The 17,861-nt window shown below is 71.5% G+C and carries 15 protein-coding genes; 7 read left to right on the top strand and 8 right to left on the bottom strand.

The annotated features are described in order from the left end of the window. Positions 1-141: 141 nt before the first annotated feature. Positions 142-828, top strand: a complete 687-nt coding sequence (locus ABD858_RS13720; RefSeq protein ID WP_345037100.1) for a response regulator transcription factor — start codon at positions 142-144, stop codon at positions 826-828. 9 nt (positions 829-837) lie between these two features. Here the strand turns inward: ABD858_RS13720 and ABD858_RS13715 are convergent, their stop codons facing one another. The 6 genes from ABD858_RS13715 to ABD858_RS13690 form a co-directional block, all read right to left on the bottom strand. After that, on the bottom strand, positions 838-2,466 hold the full coding sequence (locus ABD858_RS13715; protein WP_345037097.1) for a sensor histidine kinase: 1,629 nt from the start codon (positions 2,464-2,466) through the stop codon (positions 838-840). Positions 2,467-2,931: 465 nt separating this feature from the next. Continuing rightward, a complete protein-coding gene (locus ABD858_RS13710) occupies positions 2,932-4,113 on the bottom strand; it encodes an ABC transporter permease (RefSeq protein ID WP_345044502.1) in 1,182 nt (393 codons plus the stop codon). 125 nt (positions 4,114-4,238) lie between these two features. After that, positions 4,239-4,937, bottom strand: a complete 699-nt coding sequence (locus tag ABD858_RS13705; RefSeq protein WP_345037095.1) for an ABC transporter ATP-binding protein — start codon at positions 4,935-4,937, stop codon at positions 4,239-4,241. Continuing rightward, positions 4,934-6,220, bottom strand: coding sequence for a peptidoglycan-binding protein (locus ABD858_RS13700; RefSeq protein ID WP_345037092.1), 1,287 nt, complete (start codon positions 6,218-6,220; stop codon positions 4,934-4,936). Before ABD858_RS13700 ends, ABD858_RS13705 begins: the two co-directional genes overlap by 4 nt. Positions 6,221-6,222: 2 nt before the next feature. Then, positions 6,223-6,801, bottom strand: coding sequence for a hypothetical protein (locus tag ABD858_RS13695; RefSeq protein WP_345037090.1), 579 nt, complete (start codon positions 6,799-6,801; stop codon positions 6,223-6,225). A 133-nt stretch (positions 6,802-6,934) separates the two neighbouring features. Continuing rightward, the gene (locus ABD858_RS13690) at positions 6,935-7,555 is read right to left on the bottom strand and encodes a MerR family transcriptional regulator (protein WP_345044500.1); all 621 of its coding nucleotides are present in this window, start codon (positions 7,553-7,555) and stop codon (positions 6,935-6,937) included. Positions 7,556-7,699: 144 nt separating this feature from the next. Here ABD858_RS13690 and ABD858_RS13685 point away from each other — a divergent pair, with 144 nt between their 5' ends. From ABD858_RS13685 to ABD858_RS13675, 3 genes are all read left to right on the top strand, one after another. Beyond that, positions 7,700-9,250 carry a flavin-containing monooxygenase gene (locus tag ABD858_RS13685; RefSeq protein WP_345037088.1) on the top strand — a complete coding sequence of 517 codons (1,551 nt, stop codon included), beginning with the start codon at positions 7,700-7,702 and terminating at the stop codon, positions 9,248-9,250. After that, entirely contained in the window at positions 9,247-10,119 is an 873-nt protein-coding gene (locus ABD858_RS13680; RefSeq protein WP_345037086.1) for an SDR family oxidoreductase, read from the top strand. The genes ABD858_RS13685 and ABD858_RS13680 overlap by 4 nt, the downstream gene beginning before the upstream one ends. 77 nt (positions 10,120-10,196) lie before the next feature. Then, on the top strand, positions 10,197-10,478 hold the full coding sequence (locus tag ABD858_RS13675) for a hypothetical protein (RefSeq protein WP_345037084.1): 282 nt from the start codon (positions 10,197-10,199) through the stop codon (positions 10,476-10,478). A 434-nt stretch (positions 10,479-10,912) separates the two neighbouring features. Here ABD858_RS13675 and ABD858_RS13670 read toward each other — a convergent pair whose 3' ends face one another. Together ABD858_RS13670 and ABD858_RS13665 are read right to left on the bottom strand one after the other, a co-directional pair. Next, positions 10,913-14,188 carry a S41 family peptidase gene (locus ABD858_RS13670; protein WP_345037082.1) on the bottom strand — a complete coding sequence of 1,092 codons (3,276 nt, stop codon included), beginning with the start codon at positions 14,186-14,188 and terminating at the stop codon, positions 10,913-10,915. A gap of 402 nt (positions 14,189-14,590) precedes the next feature. After that, on the bottom strand, positions 14,591-14,938 hold the full coding sequence (locus tag ABD858_RS13665) for an SsgA family sporulation/cell division regulator (RefSeq protein WP_345037080.1): 348 nt from the start codon (positions 14,936-14,938) through the stop codon (positions 14,591-14,593). Positions 14,939-15,096: 158 nt separating this feature from the next. Between ABD858_RS13665 and ABD858_RS13660 the strand changes: the two genes are divergently transcribed. From ABD858_RS13660 to ABD858_RS13650, 3 genes are read left to right on the top strand one after another with little or no spacing between them, the layout of a single operon-like run. Then, positions 15,097-16,167 (top strand): energy-coupling factor ABC transporter permease, encoded by a 1,071-nt coding sequence (locus ABD858_RS13660; protein ID WP_345037078.1) that lies wholly within the window; start codon positions 15,097-15,099, stop codon positions 16,165-16,167. Position 16,168: 1 nt separating this feature from the next. Continuing rightward, positions 16,169-16,960, top strand: coding sequence for a cobalt ECF transporter T component CbiQ (cbiQ, locus tag ABD858_RS13655; protein WP_345037075.1), 792 nt, complete (start codon positions 16,169-16,171; stop codon positions 16,958-16,960). Beyond that, a complete protein-coding gene (locus tag ABD858_RS13650) occupies positions 16,957-17,706 on the top strand; it encodes an energy-coupling factor ABC transporter ATP-binding protein (RefSeq protein ID WP_345037073.1) in 750 nt (249 codons plus the stop codon). Before cbiQ ends, ABD858_RS13650 begins: the two co-directional genes overlap by 4 nt. The last annotated feature ends 155 nt before the right edge of the window (positions 17,707-17,861 follow it).

Raw genomic sequence — 17,861 nt, 5'->3', positions numbered from 1 at the left:
GACATTCGCCACTTCCTGTGAGGTGGGCACCATGTGGGCGACTCGAGCGGTCCGTGGAATCGACAGGTCGGAGGCAGGAATTCCCGTCCGGTCATGTAATACGGTGATCAGAATTGCGCAGGGCTTCGCTGGGGAGATTCGTTGAGCGCTCGCATTCTGGTCGCCGAGGACGACGTGAAACAGTCGCAGCTGATTCGGATCTACCTGGAACGAGAAGGGCACGCCGTCCAGGTTGTCGCGGACGGCCGCGCGGCGCTGGAGCGGGCCCGGTCGTCCGCACCCGATCTCCTCGTGCTCGATGTGATGCTGCCACTGGTGGACGGGCTCGATGTATGCCGCATTCTGCGAGCGGAATCCGATGTCCCCATCTTGCTGCTCACCGCCCGTACGACCGAGGAGGACATGCTGCTCGGGCTCGACCTCGGGGCGGACGACTACCTCACCAAGCCGTACAGCCCGCGCGAGCTGACCGCGCGGGTGAGGGCGCTGCTGCGCAGGGCGAAGAAGGCCGGGGCGGGGGAGCCCGTGGTGCTGAAGGTCGGGGAGGTGGAGCTCGACACCGCCAGGTTCGAGGTGCGGGTGGCGGGGCGGCAGGTGGCGCTGACCTCCAAGGAGTTCGGCATTCTGGAGGCGCTCGCCCGGGAGCCGGGGCGGGTGTTCACTCGGGCGCAGATCATTGAGCGGGTCTTCGGTTTCGACCGTGAGGTGCTGGAGCGGACGGTGGACGCGCATGTGATGAACCTCCGCCGCAAGCTGGAGGAGGACCCGGCACGGCCCCGCCACCTGGAGACCGTGTACGGGCGGGGCTACCGCCTCGCGGATGACTGACCGGGCCGATCAGCCGGCGTCGGCCGGGGCCGTGGGGAGCACGACGGTGAAGGTCGTGCCGACACCCACCGCGCTCTTCGCATCGATCGTCCCCTGATGATCGGTCACGATCTGGCGGGCGATGGACAGCCCCAGGCCGCTGCCCCCGGTGGCGCGGCCCCGTGCCGCGTCCGCCCGCCAGAAGCGGTCGAAGAGATGGGGCAGGTCCTCGGCCGGTATCCCCTTGCCGGTGTCCCGCACCTCGACGATCGCCAGTCCGGCGTTCCGGGCCAGGGCCAGGGTCACGGTGCCGCCCGGTGCCGTGGCCCGTAGCGCGTTCCCGACGAGATTGCCGACGACCTGACGCAGCCGGTCCGCGTCGGCGGTCACCTGCACGGGCTGCGGCGCCTCCAGTTCCAGGGCGACCCCCACCGTCTCGGCCTGGGCACGATGGGCCGTGCGACTGGTCTCGAGCAGATCGCGCAGATCGACATCGGCGCGGTGGTAGGTGAGCGCGCCGGCCTCGGCCAGTGCCAGGTCCTGCAGGTCGTCCACGATCCGCTGCTGCAGCATCGCCTCCTCGTGGAGGGAGTCGAGCAGCTCGGGGGTCGGCTCCATGACCCCGTCCCGCAGGGCCTCGAGATAGCCGCGCAGATTGGCCAGCGGGGTGCGCAGCTCGTGCGCGATGTCTCCGGTGAGGCGGCGCTGGCGCCCCTCGGCGGCCTGGAGGGAGTCGGCCATCCTGTTGAAGGCGCCTCCGAGCTGGGCGATCTCGTCCCGCCCGGAGACGGGGACACGCCGCCCCAGGTCGCCCTCGCCGAGCCCCTTGGCGGCGAGCGTCATGGCCCGAACCGGCCGCAGCACCGCCCGGCTGAGGAGCAGCGCGCCGAGGATGGCGGCGAGGGCGACCCCGACCGCGACGGCGACGGTGGGGGCGGCGGCGAGGGTGGGCGGGGACTCGTCCCGGTATCCGAGGCGGACTTCGAGGCGGGGCGGGGCAACGGAGACGGTGCGGTCGTTGAAGACCCGCTGGAGGCAGGGGAGGAGGGGCTGTACGGATTCGCAGGCGCGGAGCGCGTCGACGTCCTGCTGCACCGGACTGCCCGGCTTCCCGGCCGCCTCCTGGCACTGCGCGGGTCGGCGGTCCGCGCTGACGACGGGGATGCCGGCGCTGTTCGGCCGGGACGTCACCTGGGCCCCGGCCCGGGTCAGGCAGGCGGCGTCGGCGACCGCGGCGCGGTAGTCGATGATCGCCACGACGGTCCGCTTCACGGAGAGGCGTGGGAGCTGCCCCTCGGGAAACGTGAGAAGGGGGCGCGGGTCGACGAGGACCGGGGGCCGGGTGCTGACGGCCCGTGGCTTGCGGCCGGCGAGGGCGTCGGAGTCGGCGAGCAGGGCGCCGGTCTCGGTGGCGACCCGGATGCGCTGACCCGTGTCCTTCGCGAGCGCGCCGACTCTCGGTGAGAGCCCGTCCCAGGTGCCGTGCGCGAAGCCGTACGCGCGGAGTTCGCCGGTGATCCGGGTGACCTCCTGCTGTCCGGCGCTGACGGTCTCCTGGACCTGACGGGTCGCCTGACGCAGGGTCAGCCAGGCGGTGGCGGCGGTGGCCGTCAGGGCGACCAGCATGAGCAGGCCGAGCACTCGAAGTCGGAAGCTCACCGCGTCGCACCTCGCAGGGTCATCGACGCCTTGGCCTCGGCAACCGGGACATGTGCGTTCAACGAGACTCCTTCGACCGGGTTTCCCGAGGTGCGGGTGTTTTGGCGGGCGGATGAGCTGTGTTCGATGAGGGAACGGCGTCAGTCGGAACGCTCGGCAAAAGGACGGACGCGACTGAAAGCCTCCTGGGCGGCGCATTTCCACTCGGAACACTTCCAGTCTCTCTGGCACGGAAACCGGACACCTTGCAGCGGAATGCATTCTTCAAGGATTTCGGGTCGTGATCGTGCTGATGCCACTCGCATCGCGACGACGAATTGGTCGCTGATTTCACTCATGTGCCGCTCGGCGCTGGGAGCCACAGCGCTCCGGCGCTGTGGACAAGGACGGGAGCGCCTGGAACGCCCGGTGCGTCAGGGGCGGTCTCGTTCGAGGCCGCCCCTGAACCGTTCCGAAGTAGCCGGCTCATGTGCCGGACAGCGTCTCCGTCGGGGACAGCTTGCTGGCTCGCACCGCCGGATACAGCCCCGCGATCATGCCGATGACCAGCGTCGAGCCGATGCCCGCCGCGCTCGCCCAGACCGGGACCACCGTCGGCCAGTCGCGGCTGAAGGCGTACCCGGCCGTGATCAGTGTTCCCAGCACCGTTCCGCCGAGGCCGCCGATCAGTGACAGCAGCAGGGACTCCGTCACGAACTGCGTGCGGATCTGCCCCCGGGTCGCACCCAGGGCCCGGCGCAGGCCGATCTCCGGGCGGCGTTCCAGGACCGAGATGACCATGGTGTTGCCGACGCCGACCCCGCCGACCAGCAGCGCCACGCCGCCGAGGCCGAGGAGCAGGCCGGTGAGTGCCGACTCGGTGGCCTCGCGGGCCGCGAGTGCGTCGGAGGGCCGGGAGATCTTCACCTCGCCGGGCTTCTCGGGGTACGCCGTGGCCGCGAGCACTGCCCGTACCGACGCGACCTGGCTGTCCTCCGCCCGTACGTACACCGTCGACGGGTGGCCGTCGAAGCGGAGGTATGTCCTGGCCGTCGGCCAGCCAACCAGCGCGGCGCCGTCGAGTTCCGGCGCGAGCGGGACGGGATCGAGGACGCCGACCAGCGAGAACCAGCGGCCGCCGATCCAGACCCGAGTCCCCGGGGCGTACACGTCGAGCCGCTGGGCGGCGGTGGCCCCGAGCACGATGGCTGGGTACCTCTCCGTCGAGGAGTCCAGCCAGCGGCCCTTGCGGACGTGTCCGCCGACGGCCGGCAGCAGGTCCGAGCCGGCCGCGAGGACGTTGAGGGAGCCGGTGCGGCCGGCGGCGATGCGTTCATTGCGGTAGACGTTGGCCCCGGTCGCGCCGGTGGCGGCGACCTGCTGCACCGGCGGGACGCGACGGATCATCGCCACGGACTCCGGGGGGAGCTCGGCCTTCTCGCCGGTGAGGGTCTCGCCCGGGGCGACCCGCAGCAGGTTCGTACCGAGGGCGTCGAGCCGACGGTCCACCTCCGCCTGTCCTGAGCCGGAGATGCCGATCACCGCGATCATGGCGGCCACGCCGATGGCGATGCCGAGCGCGGAGAGGAAGACCCGCAGCGGACGCGTCCGCAGACCGGTCCCACCGAGCCGCACGACATCGGCGGGACCGAGCCGCGCAGCGCGCAGCCGGGACCGTGAGCACGACGGCGACGGCTCCGGGGCCGGAGCGCCGGAGCCCGAGGACTCGGGCGCCAGGGAACGGAACTGCAGGGTCTCCGGGTCGGGGCCCTGATCGTTCGTCGTGCTGTCCGTCACCTGGGTGCCCCGATCGTCGTGCTCTGTGCCGTGTCGGCGACCAGGCGTCCGTCGCGCATCTCGATGCGGCGCGGCAGCTCGGCGGCGATCTCGCGGTCGTGGGTGATGATCACGACGGTTGTCCCGGCGGCGTGCAGCTCCCGCAGCAGGGTGAGGACGGCTGCGCCCGACGCCGAGTCGAGGTTTCCGGTCGGCTCGTCCGCCAGCAGGAGCGACGGTTCGCCGACCACCGCGCGGGCCACGGCGACCCGCTGGCGCTCGCCGCCGGAGAGCTGGTGCGGGAGGTGGTGGACGCGGTGGCTGAGCCCGACCCGGGCCAGCGCGGCGGCCGCTTTGGCACGGCGGCGGCGCATCGGCACGCCCGCGTAGAGCAGGCCGTCCGCTATCGCGTCCAGCACCGGGACGCCCACCGCCAGGTGGAACTGCTGGAAGACGAAGCCGATGCGGGTGGCCCGCAGGGCGGAGACCTCCCGGTCCGACAGGCTCGCCACGTCGTGGCCGTCGACCAGGACCCGGCCGGCGGAGGGGCGGTCGAGGCTGCCCATGAGGTTGAGCATGCTCGACTTCCCGGAGCCCGACGGGCCGACGATCGCGACCAGTTCGCCCCGGTTGATGCACAGACTCACGTTCTGTACCGCCGCCACACCACCTGGGTAGGTCTTGGAGACCGTGTCGAACTCCACGACCGCCGTCACTCCGGGATCCTCACCTTCATGCCCTCACGGACCGTGGGACCGCTGACCTCCACGTTGCCGTCGGCGAAGAGCCCGGTCTTCACGGCGACGAACCGGCCCTCCTCGGTCTCCAGACCGTGCCCGCCCTCGGCGAGGGCCACGAGCGCGGAGACGGGGACGGTCAGCACGTCCTTGACCTCGCGGCCCACGTACTCGACCGTGACCGGGCCGCTCTCCAACTCGCCCACGGCCTTCTGGTCCTTGATGGTGATGGTCACCGGAATCGTGGCGGGCTGTCCGGAGCCGCCCTCGCCGCCGCCCCCCTCGGGCGCGGTCGCCTGCTTGCCGATGGCCGCGACCTTGCCCTTCACGGGGGTGCCGTCGGGCAGCTTGACCGTGACGGACGCGCCGCGCACGGCCCAGGCGGCGTCCGAGGCCGAGGCGTTGACGATCACCTTCCGGGTCGTACCCGTGCAGGCGAGGGTGTTCTCGCTGACCGCCGAGCCCAGCCACCCGCCCGCCTGGCCGATGCGGACCTTGCCGGAGGAGTAGATGACGTCTCCGATGCCGACCGTGCCGGTCTGCTGGAGACCGAGTGACTTCTGCCAGCGCTTGACTGCCGCGGCGGTACCGGCGGTGAATTCCTCGTCCACGGTGAAGCCGGTGTAGCCCATGGCTGACAGGTTCGTCTCGAACTGCCTGACGTCCGCACCCCTGAGTTCGCGCGGAGCCCGGGACGTGCCGGTGTTCCCTCCGCCACCGGCGCCCCCCGGCGCCGGTGACCCCGAGGGGTTCGGGGACTTGCCGTTCCCCCCGTTCTGCTGCCCGCCGTCCGAGCCCTGACCACCGGATCCCCCGCCGTCCGCGTCCTGCTCGTTTTCCTCGGCGGTGAGACCCAGGTCCCGGTACATCGGCAGCGTTCCGTACAACAGGATCACGGGGCGGTCGTCCACACGGAGCAGGGTGCCGCCGCGCTCGACCGCCGCGCCCTGCTCGGGCAGCCAGGTCACTGTTCCCTGTGCCTTGATCGGCAGCGGCAGTTCCGATCCGTATCCCAACTGTCCGTCCACCGTCGTGCGTTCCGTCAGCGTGGTCGGGGTCACCGCGACGACGGAACCGGAGCGCGGCGGCGCGCTCGGCCCGTTCTCCTCGCCGCCGAGCCCCAGGGCGCCGACGACGGCGACCGCTGTCACGACGACCACGGCGGAGGCGATCAGCGCCGTACGCCGACCTCGCCTGCCGCGTGGCGGGGGCGTGGGAGCCGTTCCGGGCCCGTCATCGATGTGTGTCACCGTCTCCGTCATCGTCAGCCCTTGGCCGGAGGCGGGTTGGACGGCACGCCGATGATCGGGCCGCAGATGCGGGCGGCCCGCTGGGCGCCGGCCGAGCTCTGGTCCCACTGGGCGTCGTTGTCGTCGGCCCCGTCCGGACCAGGGTCGGGGAAGTCGGGGGCACCGTTCTTCTGCATGCAGGCGGCGTAGTCCCGCTTGACCTTGATCTGCTCGGGAGTGAGGGGGTTGAGGAGCTTTTCAAGACCTTCGGGGGCGGGCGGGTTGACCGACTCGCACTTCTTGGTCGCCGACAGAAACTTCGGGTCCTTCTTCATGCCCCGCACGGCGTCGCCGTTGCCGAAGTCGATCTGGCCCTTCTCATCCGGGTCGTTGATGTCGACCCCGTTCTCGCGCATGCACTTCACCCACGCACGCTTGCCCTCGATGTACGCGGCGAGCGCGTCCTCGCCCCCGCTGCCCGCCGCACCCGCCGTCTTCGAGGTGTCGCCACCGGCCGTCGGGACCTTCGCGCCGTCGTCGTCGCTGCCGCAGCCGGTCAGCGCGAACGCCATGACCGACGCCGCCGCGGCCATCAGTAACCGGGTCGTCCTCATCTGTTCTCCCCCTCCTCCTGTCGGGCCCGGCCGGGGGTGCGGCGGGCAGGCCGACCGTAAGCCGGAGATGATGAAGAACTTTTGAAGAACCTGTCACGCGATCATGCGATCCGCACGGAGTCGGCTCGCGTCCCTACGACAGTTCCCGCAGTCGCCGGTCCAGTGCCATCGAGAGCTCCGCGTCGACCACGCTCTTCGCCAACGGCCGCAGCCGTTGCGCGTCCTTCTCCTCGGTGTGCTCGCGCAGCAGCTCCGTGAAGAGATCCGCCAGCTCGTCCGCGTGCTCGCGCACCCGCCGGCCCGCTTCCAGGACCGCCGCCAGCGGGATGCCCTCCTTGACCAGGGCGGCGGAGACGTCCAGCAGTCGGCGGCTGATGTGCACGATCTCCTCGCCGTCCGTGGCCAGATAGCCGAGGTCCAGGGCGGCGGCGAGGTTCTCCGGGGTGACCTCGCCCTCGAAGTGGTCGGCGAGTTCCTCGGGCGTGAGGCGGACCGGGGTCTCCTCGGTCGGGCCGGTGAGGCCCAGCACCTGGCCGACGTCGCGGCCGTGTTCGAAGGCGGCGACCAGGTCGGCGATGCCGCTGAGGGCGTGGCCGCGTTCCAGCAGAGCGGCGATGGTGCGGAGCCGGGCCAGGTGCCGGCCGTCGTACCAGGCGATCCGGCCCTCCCTGCGGGGTGGCGGGATCAGACCGCGCTCGCGATAGAAGCGCAGGGTGCGCACCGTGATGCCGGCCGTCCCGGCCAGCTCCTCCATGCGGTACTCGCGTTCTTCTGCCACGACGGAAGCCTATGGTCTACCGCCGGTAACCGTGTCCGTCGTACCTCTACCCAGGAGTGCGAAGGTGCTCTACGCTCCGGACCGCGCCAGTGATTACTGGCGGAGTCGAGGGGAGGCGGCATGGGCCGGCAGGAGCATGTACGGGTGGCGGTGATCGGATCCGGATTCGGCGGCCTCGGGGCCGCGGTCCGGCTGCGCCGCGAGGGGATCACCGACTTCGTCGTCCTGGAACGCGCCGGCTCGGTCGGCGGGACCTGGCGGGACAACAGCTATCCGGGGTGCGCGTGCGATGTGCCGTCGCATCTGTACTCGTTCTCGTTCGCGCCCAACCCCGACTGGCCGCGCACCTTCTCCGGGCAGCGCCACATCAGGGCGTATCTGGAGCGTGTCACCGACATCTTCGGGCTGCGGCCGCACCTCCGTCTCCACCATGAAGTGACGATGATGCGCTGGGACGGCGACGAACTGCGCTGGGAGATCGAGACCACGCGGGGCACGCTGACGGCGGATGTCGTGGTCTCGGCCACCGGGCCGCTGTCGGATCCGAGGATTCCGGAGATCCCGGGGCTGGACTCGTTCCCCGGCAAGGTCTTCCACTCCTCCCGCTGGGACCACGACTACGACCTGTGCGGCAAGCGCGTCGCGGTGATCGGCACCGGTGCCTCCGCGATACAGATCGTTCCTGCGATCCAGCCCGAGGTGGCCGGGCTGACGCTCTTCCAGCGCACTCCGCCCTGGGTGCTGCCGCGCATGGACCGTGAGATCACGGGTGTGGAGCGCCGGCTGCACCGGCAGCTGCCGTTCACCGGCACCGTGCGGCGCGGACTCCTGTGGGGTATGAGGGAGCTGCAGGTCAGCGCCTTCACCAAGCGGCCGAACCAGCTCGGGATCATCGAGTCGGCCGCGAAGCGCAATATGGCGAGGTCCATCAAGGACCCGGCGCTGCGGGCCGGGCTGACCCCGTCCTACCGGATCGGCTGCAAGCGGATACTGCTCTCGAGCGACTACTACCCGGCGCTTGCCCAGCCGAATGTGGACGTGGTCGCCTCGGGGCTCGCGGAGGTGCGCGGATCCACGCTGGTCGCCGCTGGGGGTACCTCCCAGGCCGAAGGCTCTGGGGGAGGGACGCAGGCCGAGGCGGACGTGATCATCTTCGGCACCGGCTTCCATGTCACCGACATGCCGATAGCCGAGCGTGTGGTCGGCGCGGACGGTCGCACGCTCGCCGAGGCATGGAAGGGCCGCATGCAGGCCCTGCGCGGCGCGACCGTGGCCGGGTTCCCCAACTGGATGACGATCATCGGGCCCAACACCGGTCTCGGGAACTCCTCGATGATCCTCATGATCGAGTCCCAGCTGAACTACATGGCCGACTATCTGCGCCAACTCGACGTGCTGGGTGGGCGCGTGGCGCTCGGTGCCCGGCCGTCCGCCGTGAACGCGTGGAACCGCAAGGTCCAGGACAGGATGAAGCGGACCGTGTGGAGCACGGGCGGCTGCACCAGCTGGTACCTGGATGAGAACGGACGCAACACGACCATCTGGCCCGGCACCACGGGTGAGTTCCGGCGCGCCACGAGAGAGGTCGACCTCATGGAGTACGAAGTGATCCGCCCGCCCCGCAAGGCCGCGGCCGCACGCTCCGTCGACGGCGCGGAGGGGGCGGCATGAGCGGAAAGAGCCTGGAGGGGCAGGTCGCCGTCGTCACCGGCGCGGCCCGCGGGGTGGGCGAACTGCTCGCCCGCAAGCTGTCGGCGCGTGGTGCCCGGGTGGCGCTTGTCGGGCTGGAGCCGGGTGAGTTGAAGCGGGTCGCGGGGCGGCTGCACACGGACTGCGAGCACTGGTACGCCGATGTCACCGACCACGATGCGATGGCGCGGGTCGCACGGGAGGTCGAGGAGCGGTTCGGCAGGGTCGACATTGTCGTCGCCAACGCGGGCGTCGCCTCGGGCGGGCCCTTCGCCGACTCCGACCCGGACGCCTGGCGGCGGGTCATCGAGGTCAATCTGATCGGCGGTGCGGTCACCGCCCGGGCCTTTCTGCCCGCGCTGTTGGAGAGTCGCGGCTACTTCCTGCAGATCGCCTCGCTCGCCGCGATCACCCCGGCGCCGCTCATGACGGCGTACTGCGCCTCGAAGTCCGGCGTGGAGGCCTTCGCGCACAGTCTGCGCACCGAGATCGGACACAAGGGGGTCAAGGTCGGCGTCGGCTATCTGAGCTGGACGGACACCGACATGGTGCGCGGCGCCGACCAGGACGAGGTGATGCGGGAGCTGCGGCGGCGGCTGCCATGGCCGTCGAACCGTACGTATCCGCTGGGGCCGGCCGTCGACCGGATCGTCGCCGGGATCGAGCGGCGCTCCGCGCATGTGTACGCACAGTGGTGGCTGCGCGGAATGCAGTCCGTGCGCGGGCACCTTCCGGGGATCATCGCCGCGGTCGGGCAGCGCGAAATGCGGCGCTTCGAACCGCGGTTGGCCGGGGTGCGCAAGGGGCTCGTGGGGGCGGGCGGAGCGGCCGACGAACAGCGGCGTCAATGATCGAAATGCGCGATATGTCCGAGCATGTAAGTCTTGTCGAGGCCCAATCCCCGATCACCCCTTAGGAGTGAACAAGCATGGGCATCGCAGACAAGTTCCAGGACAAGGCGGAGCAGCTCGGTCAGACCAAGCAGTCCCGGCAGCAGCCCTCCGGTCGTCAGCAGCAGCCGGCCGGCAAGCCGCAGTCCTCCGGTCGTCAGCAGCAGCCGGCCGGCAAGCCGCAGTCCTCCGGTCGTCAGCAGCAGCCGGCCGGCAAGCCGCAGCCGACCAAGGGCCGGCGCCCGCAGGAGACGAACGACGAGATGCGGCGCGCCCAGCGGGAGTCCGAGGGCAAGCTCCGTCAGGACCGCGAGATCTGATCCTGGATCACGTGCTGCAGCCGCACGCAACGAGGGGCGCATCCCGTGAGGGATGCGCCCCTTGCGCTGGGCGTGACCTGCCTGTGCGGCGGCGGGTTGGTCACCTGGCCGGCCGCCACGGCCCGCCCGGCCGACGGCGTCGGCGTCGGTCGCCACGGACCGCGCGGCGGGCTCCGCCGATGTGGTGTCGGAACAGCCCACGAGCAGCAGGCCGAGCAGGGCGGCCGGAGCCGCGAGCGGGGTGCGGGAGGGGAGGACCGTGACGGGGCAGCCGGTGCCGCTCCCGCCACGGCCGCCGCCCGACGCTCGTGTCCTCAGCTGTTGTCGGCGGACCGGCCGCGCGGCCGGAGCCGCGAGCAGGGTGCGGGAGGGGAGGACCGTGACGGGGCAGCCGGTGCCGCCCCCGCCACGGCCGCCGCCCGACGCTCGTGTCCTCAGCTGTTGTCGGCGGACCGGCCGCGCGGCGGGAGCTTCGGGCGGCGCCGGTCCGGAACGTCCGAGTAGCCGGGCGGGGTTGCCGCCGGATGGCGTGCCAGCAGGTCGAGGGCGACCCGTACCGCGGTCTCCAGGTCGGTGCGGCGTCCCTCGGCCCATTCCAGCGGGGGCCGTTCCGACTCGATGTCCGGGGACACGCCCTTGTTCTCGATGTCCCAGCCGTAGGCGTCGAACCAGGCCGCGTTCATGGGCACGGTGATGACCGTGCCGTCGCCGAGCCGGTGCCGGCCGGTCATGCCGACGACTCCGCCCCAGGTGCGCTGGCCGACCACCGGGCCGAGACCGAGCAGCCGGAAGGCGGCGGTGATCATGTCGCCGTCGGACGAGGTCGCCTCGTCGGCGAGCGCCACGACGGGTCCGCGGGGTGCGTTGGAGGTGTACGAGACGGGCTGGGCGTCGCGGGTGAGGTCCCAGCCCAGGATCGTACGGGTCAGCTTCTCGATCACCAGCTCGCTGATGTTGCCGCCCGCGTTGCCGCGTACGTCGACGATCAGTGCCGGCCGGGAGACCTCGAGCCGTACGTCCCGGTTGAACTGGGCCCAGCCGGAGCCGCCCATGTCGGGGATGTGCAGATAACCGCACTTCCCGCCGCTCAGCTCCCTGACCACCCTGCGGCGCTTGGCCACCCAGTCCTGGTAGCGCAGCGGCCGCTCGTCGACCAGCGGTACGACGGCGACCCGGCGGGCGGGTCCCTCGCCCCCGGGCGGCCGGAAGGTCAGCTCCACGGTGGTGCCGCCCGCGCCGGCCAGCAGCGGATACGGTCCGGTCACCGGGTCGACGGGGCGTCCGTCGACATGGGTGAGCACCGCGCCCTCCCTGATGCCCATGCCGGCGAGCGGCGAACGGGCCTTGGAGTCGGAGGACTCGCCGGGCAGGACGCGCAGGACCGTCCAGGCGCCGTCGCGGCAGACCAGGTTGGCGCCGAGCAGGCCCATCGCACGCTGGTAGTGCGGCGGGCCCTCGTTGCGGCGGGCGGGGGAGACGTAGGCGTGGGAGGTGCCCAGCTCGCCGAGAACCTCGCGGAGCAGATCGGCGAACTCGTCGGGGGTGGCGACCCGTTCGACCAGTGGCCGGTACTGGTCGAGTACGGCCTTCCAGTCGAGGCCGCACATGTCCGGCTCCCAGAAGTAGTGCCGGATGATGCGGCCCGCCTCGTCGTACGCCTGCCGCCATTCGGCCTGCGGGTCGACCTCGTGCTTGATGCGGCGCAGGTCCAGATAGACGGTCGAGTCGCTGTCGCCCACATCCGTGGCCGGGACTGCCCGCAGGTCGCCGTCGTCGACCACGACCAGCCGGCTGCCGTCACCGCTGACCGCGAAGTGGTCGAGATGCTGGACGAGTTCGATGCGGCGGGCCTTGGTGATGTCGAAGTGCTCCAGCGTCGGCCGGCCCGAGGTGTCGGCGGGGTTGACGAAGGTCTCGCCGAGCGCGCCCGAGATGGGCCAGCGCAGCCAGACCAGGCCGCCGCCGCTGACCGGGTGCAGCGCGGAGTACTTGGAGGCGGCGACGGGGATGGGGGTGACCCGGTTCTCCAGGCCCTCGATCTCGACGGTCACCGTCCCGTCGCCCTCCACGGCCGCCTCCTCCTCGTACGGGTCGAGTCCGCCGGCGGCCGGCCGCCCGTTCGGCAGCAGTGCGAACGGTGACGGAGTGGCGGAGGACAGCGGTACGAGGTAGGGCCGACAGCCCAGCGGGAAGGACAGGTCGCCGGTATGCACGTCGTACACCGGGTCGAAGCCGCGCCAGGACAGGAACGCCAGATAGCGGCCGTCCCGGGTGAAGACCGGATTCTCGTCCTCGAAGCGGCCGTTGGTGACGTCGACGATCGTACGGTCGGAGATCCTGGCCATCCGGATCTTCCGCAGCGAGCGGCCGATGAACGGATGCGACCAGGTCAGCCAGTGCCCGTCGGGGGAGAAGGCGAGGTGCTTCACCGGGCCGTTGCCGGACCGGACCAGCTCGGTGACCTCGCCGTCGGACTCCTCGGACACATCGAGCAGCAGCAGCCGTCCGTCGTGCGAGGCGATCGCCAGGCGTTCCCCGTCCGGGTCGGACACCATCTCGTGCACCCGCCCCAGCCGGCCCGCGGCCAGCCGCCGCGGGGCGCGGCCGCCGCTGGCCCGCGGCAGGTACGCGATCTCGATCGCTTCCTCGCCCTCGGCGTCCGTGACATACGCGACCTGAGTGCCGGTGCCGAGCATCTCGGGCAGCCGTACCCGTACGCCCGGGGCATCCGCGATCGTACGGGCCGGGCCGTCGCGGTGGGTGAGCCAGTACAGGCTGCCGCGCACGGTGATCGCGCTGGCCCGGCCCGTGGTGTCGACGGAGAGGGCCTCGAGGTTGGTCGCGGCCGGGACCTGGTAGTGCCGTAGCCCGACGCGCGGCCCGCCGAGGCGCACTTCCAGTTTGCGCGGCTCGGAGTCGGGGGTGAGGGCGTCCACGACCCACAGGTCGCCGGCGCACTGGTAGACCACGCGGTGGCCGTCGCTGGAGGCGTGCCGGGCGTAGAACTCGTCGTGGTCGGTGTGACGGACGAGATCGCTGCCGTCGGGCAGGCAGGAGTACAGATTGCCGATGCCCTCGTGGTCGGAGAGGAAGGCGATCCGGCCGTCCACGAACATCGGGCAGTCCAGATGGCCGCCGATGTCGGGGAGCAGCCGCCGGCCGTGCAGGTACATCCGTCCCGTGGCGCCGCCCCGGTAGCGCTTCCAGGAGGCGGGCTCGTGCGGCGGTTTGCCGGTGAGCAGGAGCGTACGGTGCTCGCCCTCGATGTCGGCGACCTGGATGTCGGCGACCGGGCCCCAGGGAAGCCGTCCGCCGGGGCTGCCGTCGGTGGGGACCTTGTAGGCCCAGGAGAAGTGCGAGAAGGGCTGGCCGTGCGAGGACACGGCCAGGATGTGGCCGTCGGGTGTCCAGCCGCACACCCGGGTGTCGGTGGAGCCCCAGTAGCTGAGTCGCCGGGCCGGGCCGCCGCCCTCGACGGGTGTCAGATGGATCTCCGGGTCGAGGCTGCGCCAGGTGGTGAAGGCGATCCGGCTGCCGTCGGGGGAGAAGCGGGGGTGACTGACCCTGGTCCGGTCGACGGTGACCCGCCAGGCCCGGTCGGGGCGGCTGCCCGCGAGCACGAGGGGTGCGACCCACAGGTCGTCCTCGGCCGCGAAGCACAGCAGGTCCTTGTGCAGATGCGGATAGCGGAGATACGCGTGGTCGCTCACCTTCCAATGCTTTCCGTGTCCCGGGGGTGCGGCAACTCCTGTGGCCGTGTTCCGCCCGGCATTCGTCTTTCGGGCTGCTCGGCAGGTCCGCGTGGTGGCTGCCGCGCCGGGCGGACCGGCTGCTGCCGAATGTCGACGTCGAGGGCGAGGGCCTGCGTGAACATCCTGTGAACGGTGCCGCCGCCGATGAGGACCGCGAGCCGGCGCGCGTCTGCCGGCGGGTTCCACGTCTCGCCCGGCGGTTGAGGCAACCGCCAGTCCGGTTCACCCGGCGGTGTGCGGCCCCCTCCGGCCCGTCCGGCGTTCGAGGACGGATGCTCCGGTTCACTCGGAGGTGGGCGTCCAGCCCGGCAGGGCAACAGCGGGCCCCCGCGCGCTTGCCGCGCGGGGGCCCGCTCGGCGTCACCGCCGCGCGGGCGCGGCGCTCGCGGTGTACGTCCTCCGGAGGAACCGCAGCAGCGGTGCGCTGTCGAACTGCAGCACCGCCACCCCCTGCGGCGAATGGAACTCCAGCACCGTCTGCACCCGGCCGCAGGGCCAGATACCGACGTCGTCCCGGCGGGCCGGGGCGCGCAGCCCGGCCTCCAGCAGTTCGCGAGGGAAGGCCCACTCGCTGCCGCCCGGGAGGGCGATCCGTACGGTCCGCGGGTCGTCGGCCGCGTCGTAGCGGAGGCGGACGGGGACCGGGCGGAACAGCGGGGCATCCGTGACGATGCGTGCCTGGAGGTGCTCCTCGACTGCGGGGGCCATCGGTCGACTCCTCACGTTCGCGGCGATTGATGACCAATGTCCCATATTTAGCGGCGCGCGGGGCGGGGCATGCTCGCGATGCGGCCGCTCTTGCGAGTCGTTCGCAATAAGGACGTATCATTCGAGCGCTCATCACCAGCACGAAGCGGAGTACCGCCATGCATGTCCCCGACGGATTCATCAACGCGCCGGTCTCGGCCGTCGCGGGAGTCGTCGCCGCCGGCGCCGTCGCAGTCAGCCTGCGCGGGGCGCGCCGGGAGCTTGGGGGTACCTCCCATGCCGAAGGCTATGGGGGAGAGCGGACCGCCCCGCTCGCCGGGCTGGTCGCCGCCTTCATCTTCGCCGTGCAGATGCTGAACTTCCCGGTCGCCGCCGGCACGAGCGGCCATCTGCTCGGCGGTGCCCTCGCCGCGATACTCGTCGGCCCTTACACGGGTGTGCTCGTCATCTCCGTCGTCCTGCTGATGCAGGGCGTCCTCTTCGCCGACGGCGGCCTCACCGCGCTCGGCGTCAACATCACCGTCATGGGTGTGGTGACGGTCCTCGTCGCCCACACCGTCTTCCGCGGCCTGGTGAAGGTCCTGCCGCGCGGCCGCCGCTCGACCACCGCCGCCTCCTTCGTCGCGGCGTTCCTCTCGGTGCCCGCCGCGGCCATCGCGTTCACCCTGATCTACGCGGTCGGCGGCACCACCGACGTGCCCGTGGGCAAGGTGTTCACCGCCATGGTCGGCGTGCACACTCTCATCGGCCTCGGTGAGGCCGCGATCACCGCGCTCACCGTGGGTGCTGTCATCGCCGTGCGGCCCGACCTCGTGTTCGGGGCACGCGGGCTCGCCGCACCGCTCAAGCTGCGCGTCGGCGGCGAACTGGTCGACGCGGCCCCCGCCGCCCCGGCTCCCACGGCCGCCCGCTCCCGTTCCACCCGCAAGGTCTGGGCGGTCGGACTGGTCACCTCCCTCGTCCTCGCCGGTTTCGTCTCCTTCTACGCCTCCGCCAGCCCCGACGGCCTGGAGAAGGTCGCCGCCGACAAGGGCATCGACAAGAAGGTCGAGGAGCACGCCGCCGCGGACTCCCCCCTCGCCGACTACGGCGTCAAGAACGTCGACAACGCCCGGCTCTCGGGCGGCCTCGCGGGCGTGATCGGCGTGGGCGCCACCGTCGTCGTGGGCAGCGGAATCTTCTGGACCGTACGCCGCCGCCGTACGGCCTCCGTGACGGAAGCCGCCTGACATGGGGCGGGATGGGGGTACCTCCCATGCCGGAGGCCATGGGGGAGCCCACAAGCTCTACCGGCACGGGCACTCGCCGGTGCACGCGCTGCCCTCGCACTGCAAGCTCGCCGCCGTCTTCGGCTTCGTCGTGGTCGTCGTCTCCACCCCGCGCGAGGCGGTCTGGGCGTTCGGCGTGTACGCCGCGCTGCTCGCGGGGGTCGCGGCGGTGGCCCGGATCCCGGCCGGCTTTCTGCTGAGACGGCTGCTGATCGAGATCCCGTTCGTGGCCTTCGCGGTGCTGATGCCCTTCGTCGTGCCCGGCGAGCAGGTGGAGGTGCTCGGCCTCTCGGTCAGCGTGCCCGGTCTGTGGGGCGCCTGGAACGTACTGGCCAAGGGCACGCTGGGAGTCGCCGCGTCGGTGATCCTCGCGTCCACGACCGAACTGCGTGCGCTGCTGCTCGGCCTCCAGCGGCTGAAGCTTCCCCCGCTGCTGGTCCAGATCGCGTCCTTCATGATCCGCTACGGCGATGTCATCACGGACGAGATGCGCCGTATGTCCATCGCCCGGCGCTCCCGCGGCTTCGAAGCACGTGGCGTACGCCACTGGGGTGTCCTCGCCAAGTCCGCGGGCGCGCTCTTCATCCGCTCGTACGAGCGCGGGGAACGGGTCCATCTGGCGATGGTCAGCCGCGGCTACACGGGAACGATGCCGGTCATCGACCAGGTGACGGCGACCCGGGCCGACTGGTCGTCCGCCGCGGCCCTCCCGCTCTCCGCCCTGCTCATCTGTCTGCTGGGATGGACCCTATGACCGCTTCCCTGGAAGTCTCCGGCCTCGCCTTCGCCTACCCCGACGGCCACCAGGCCCTCTTCGGCGTCGACCTGACCGTCGCCCGCGGCGAACGGGTCGCCCTGCTCGGCCCCAACGGCGCCGGCAAGACGACCCTGGTCCTCCACCTGAACGGCATCCTCACCGGCGGTGCCGGAACGGTCGCCGTGGCCGGCCTGCCCGTGAACAAGCAGAACCTGGCCGAAATCCGCCGCCGGGTCGGCATCGTCTTCCAGGACCCCGACGACCAGCTCTTCATGCCGACCGTCCGCGAGGACGTGGCCTTCGGACCGGCCGCGTCCGGGCTGCGCGGGGCGGAGCTGGAGGCACGGGTGCGTACCGCCCTGGAGAAGGTCGGTATGGCGGACTTCGCGGAGCGCCCCCCGCACCACCTCTCCTTCGGCCAGCGCCGCCGGGTCGCCGTCGCGACGGTCCTGGCCATGGAACCGGAGATCGTCGTCCTCGACGAGCCCTCGTCCAACCTCGACCCGGCGTCGCGCCGCGAACTGGCCGACATCCTGCGTTCGCTGGACGTCACGGTGCTCATGGTCACCCATGACCTGCCGTACGCCCTGGAGCTCTGCCCCCGTTCGGTGATCCTCAGCGAGGGCGTCATCGCCGCGGACGGCCGCACCCAGGACCTCCTCGCCGACGAGGCCGTGATGCGGGCTCACCGCCTGGAGCTGCCCTTCGGCTTCGACCCGCGAGCGGTGTCCGTGCCCTTCTGACGCCCCTCATCCCGTTGGTGTCGTCGTTGCTGTTCGTCGTCAGCGGCAGAAGCCGTCCAGCAGTTCCGCGTCCGCGTTCAGCCGTGTGTCTGTTCCTCTTGACGCCGTCCTCGCGCCGCTCGGCGCCGGGGCGCCTCCCGGGCTTCGGCCGGCTG

Origin of the sequence: Streptomyces sannanensis (assembly GCF_039536205.1) — a bacterium.
Classification (GTDB): Bacteria; Actinomycetota; Actinomycetes; order Streptomycetales; family Streptomycetaceae; genus Streptomyces; species Streptomyces sannanensis.
This window is presented reverse-complemented; position numbering and strand designations above follow the sequence as displayed.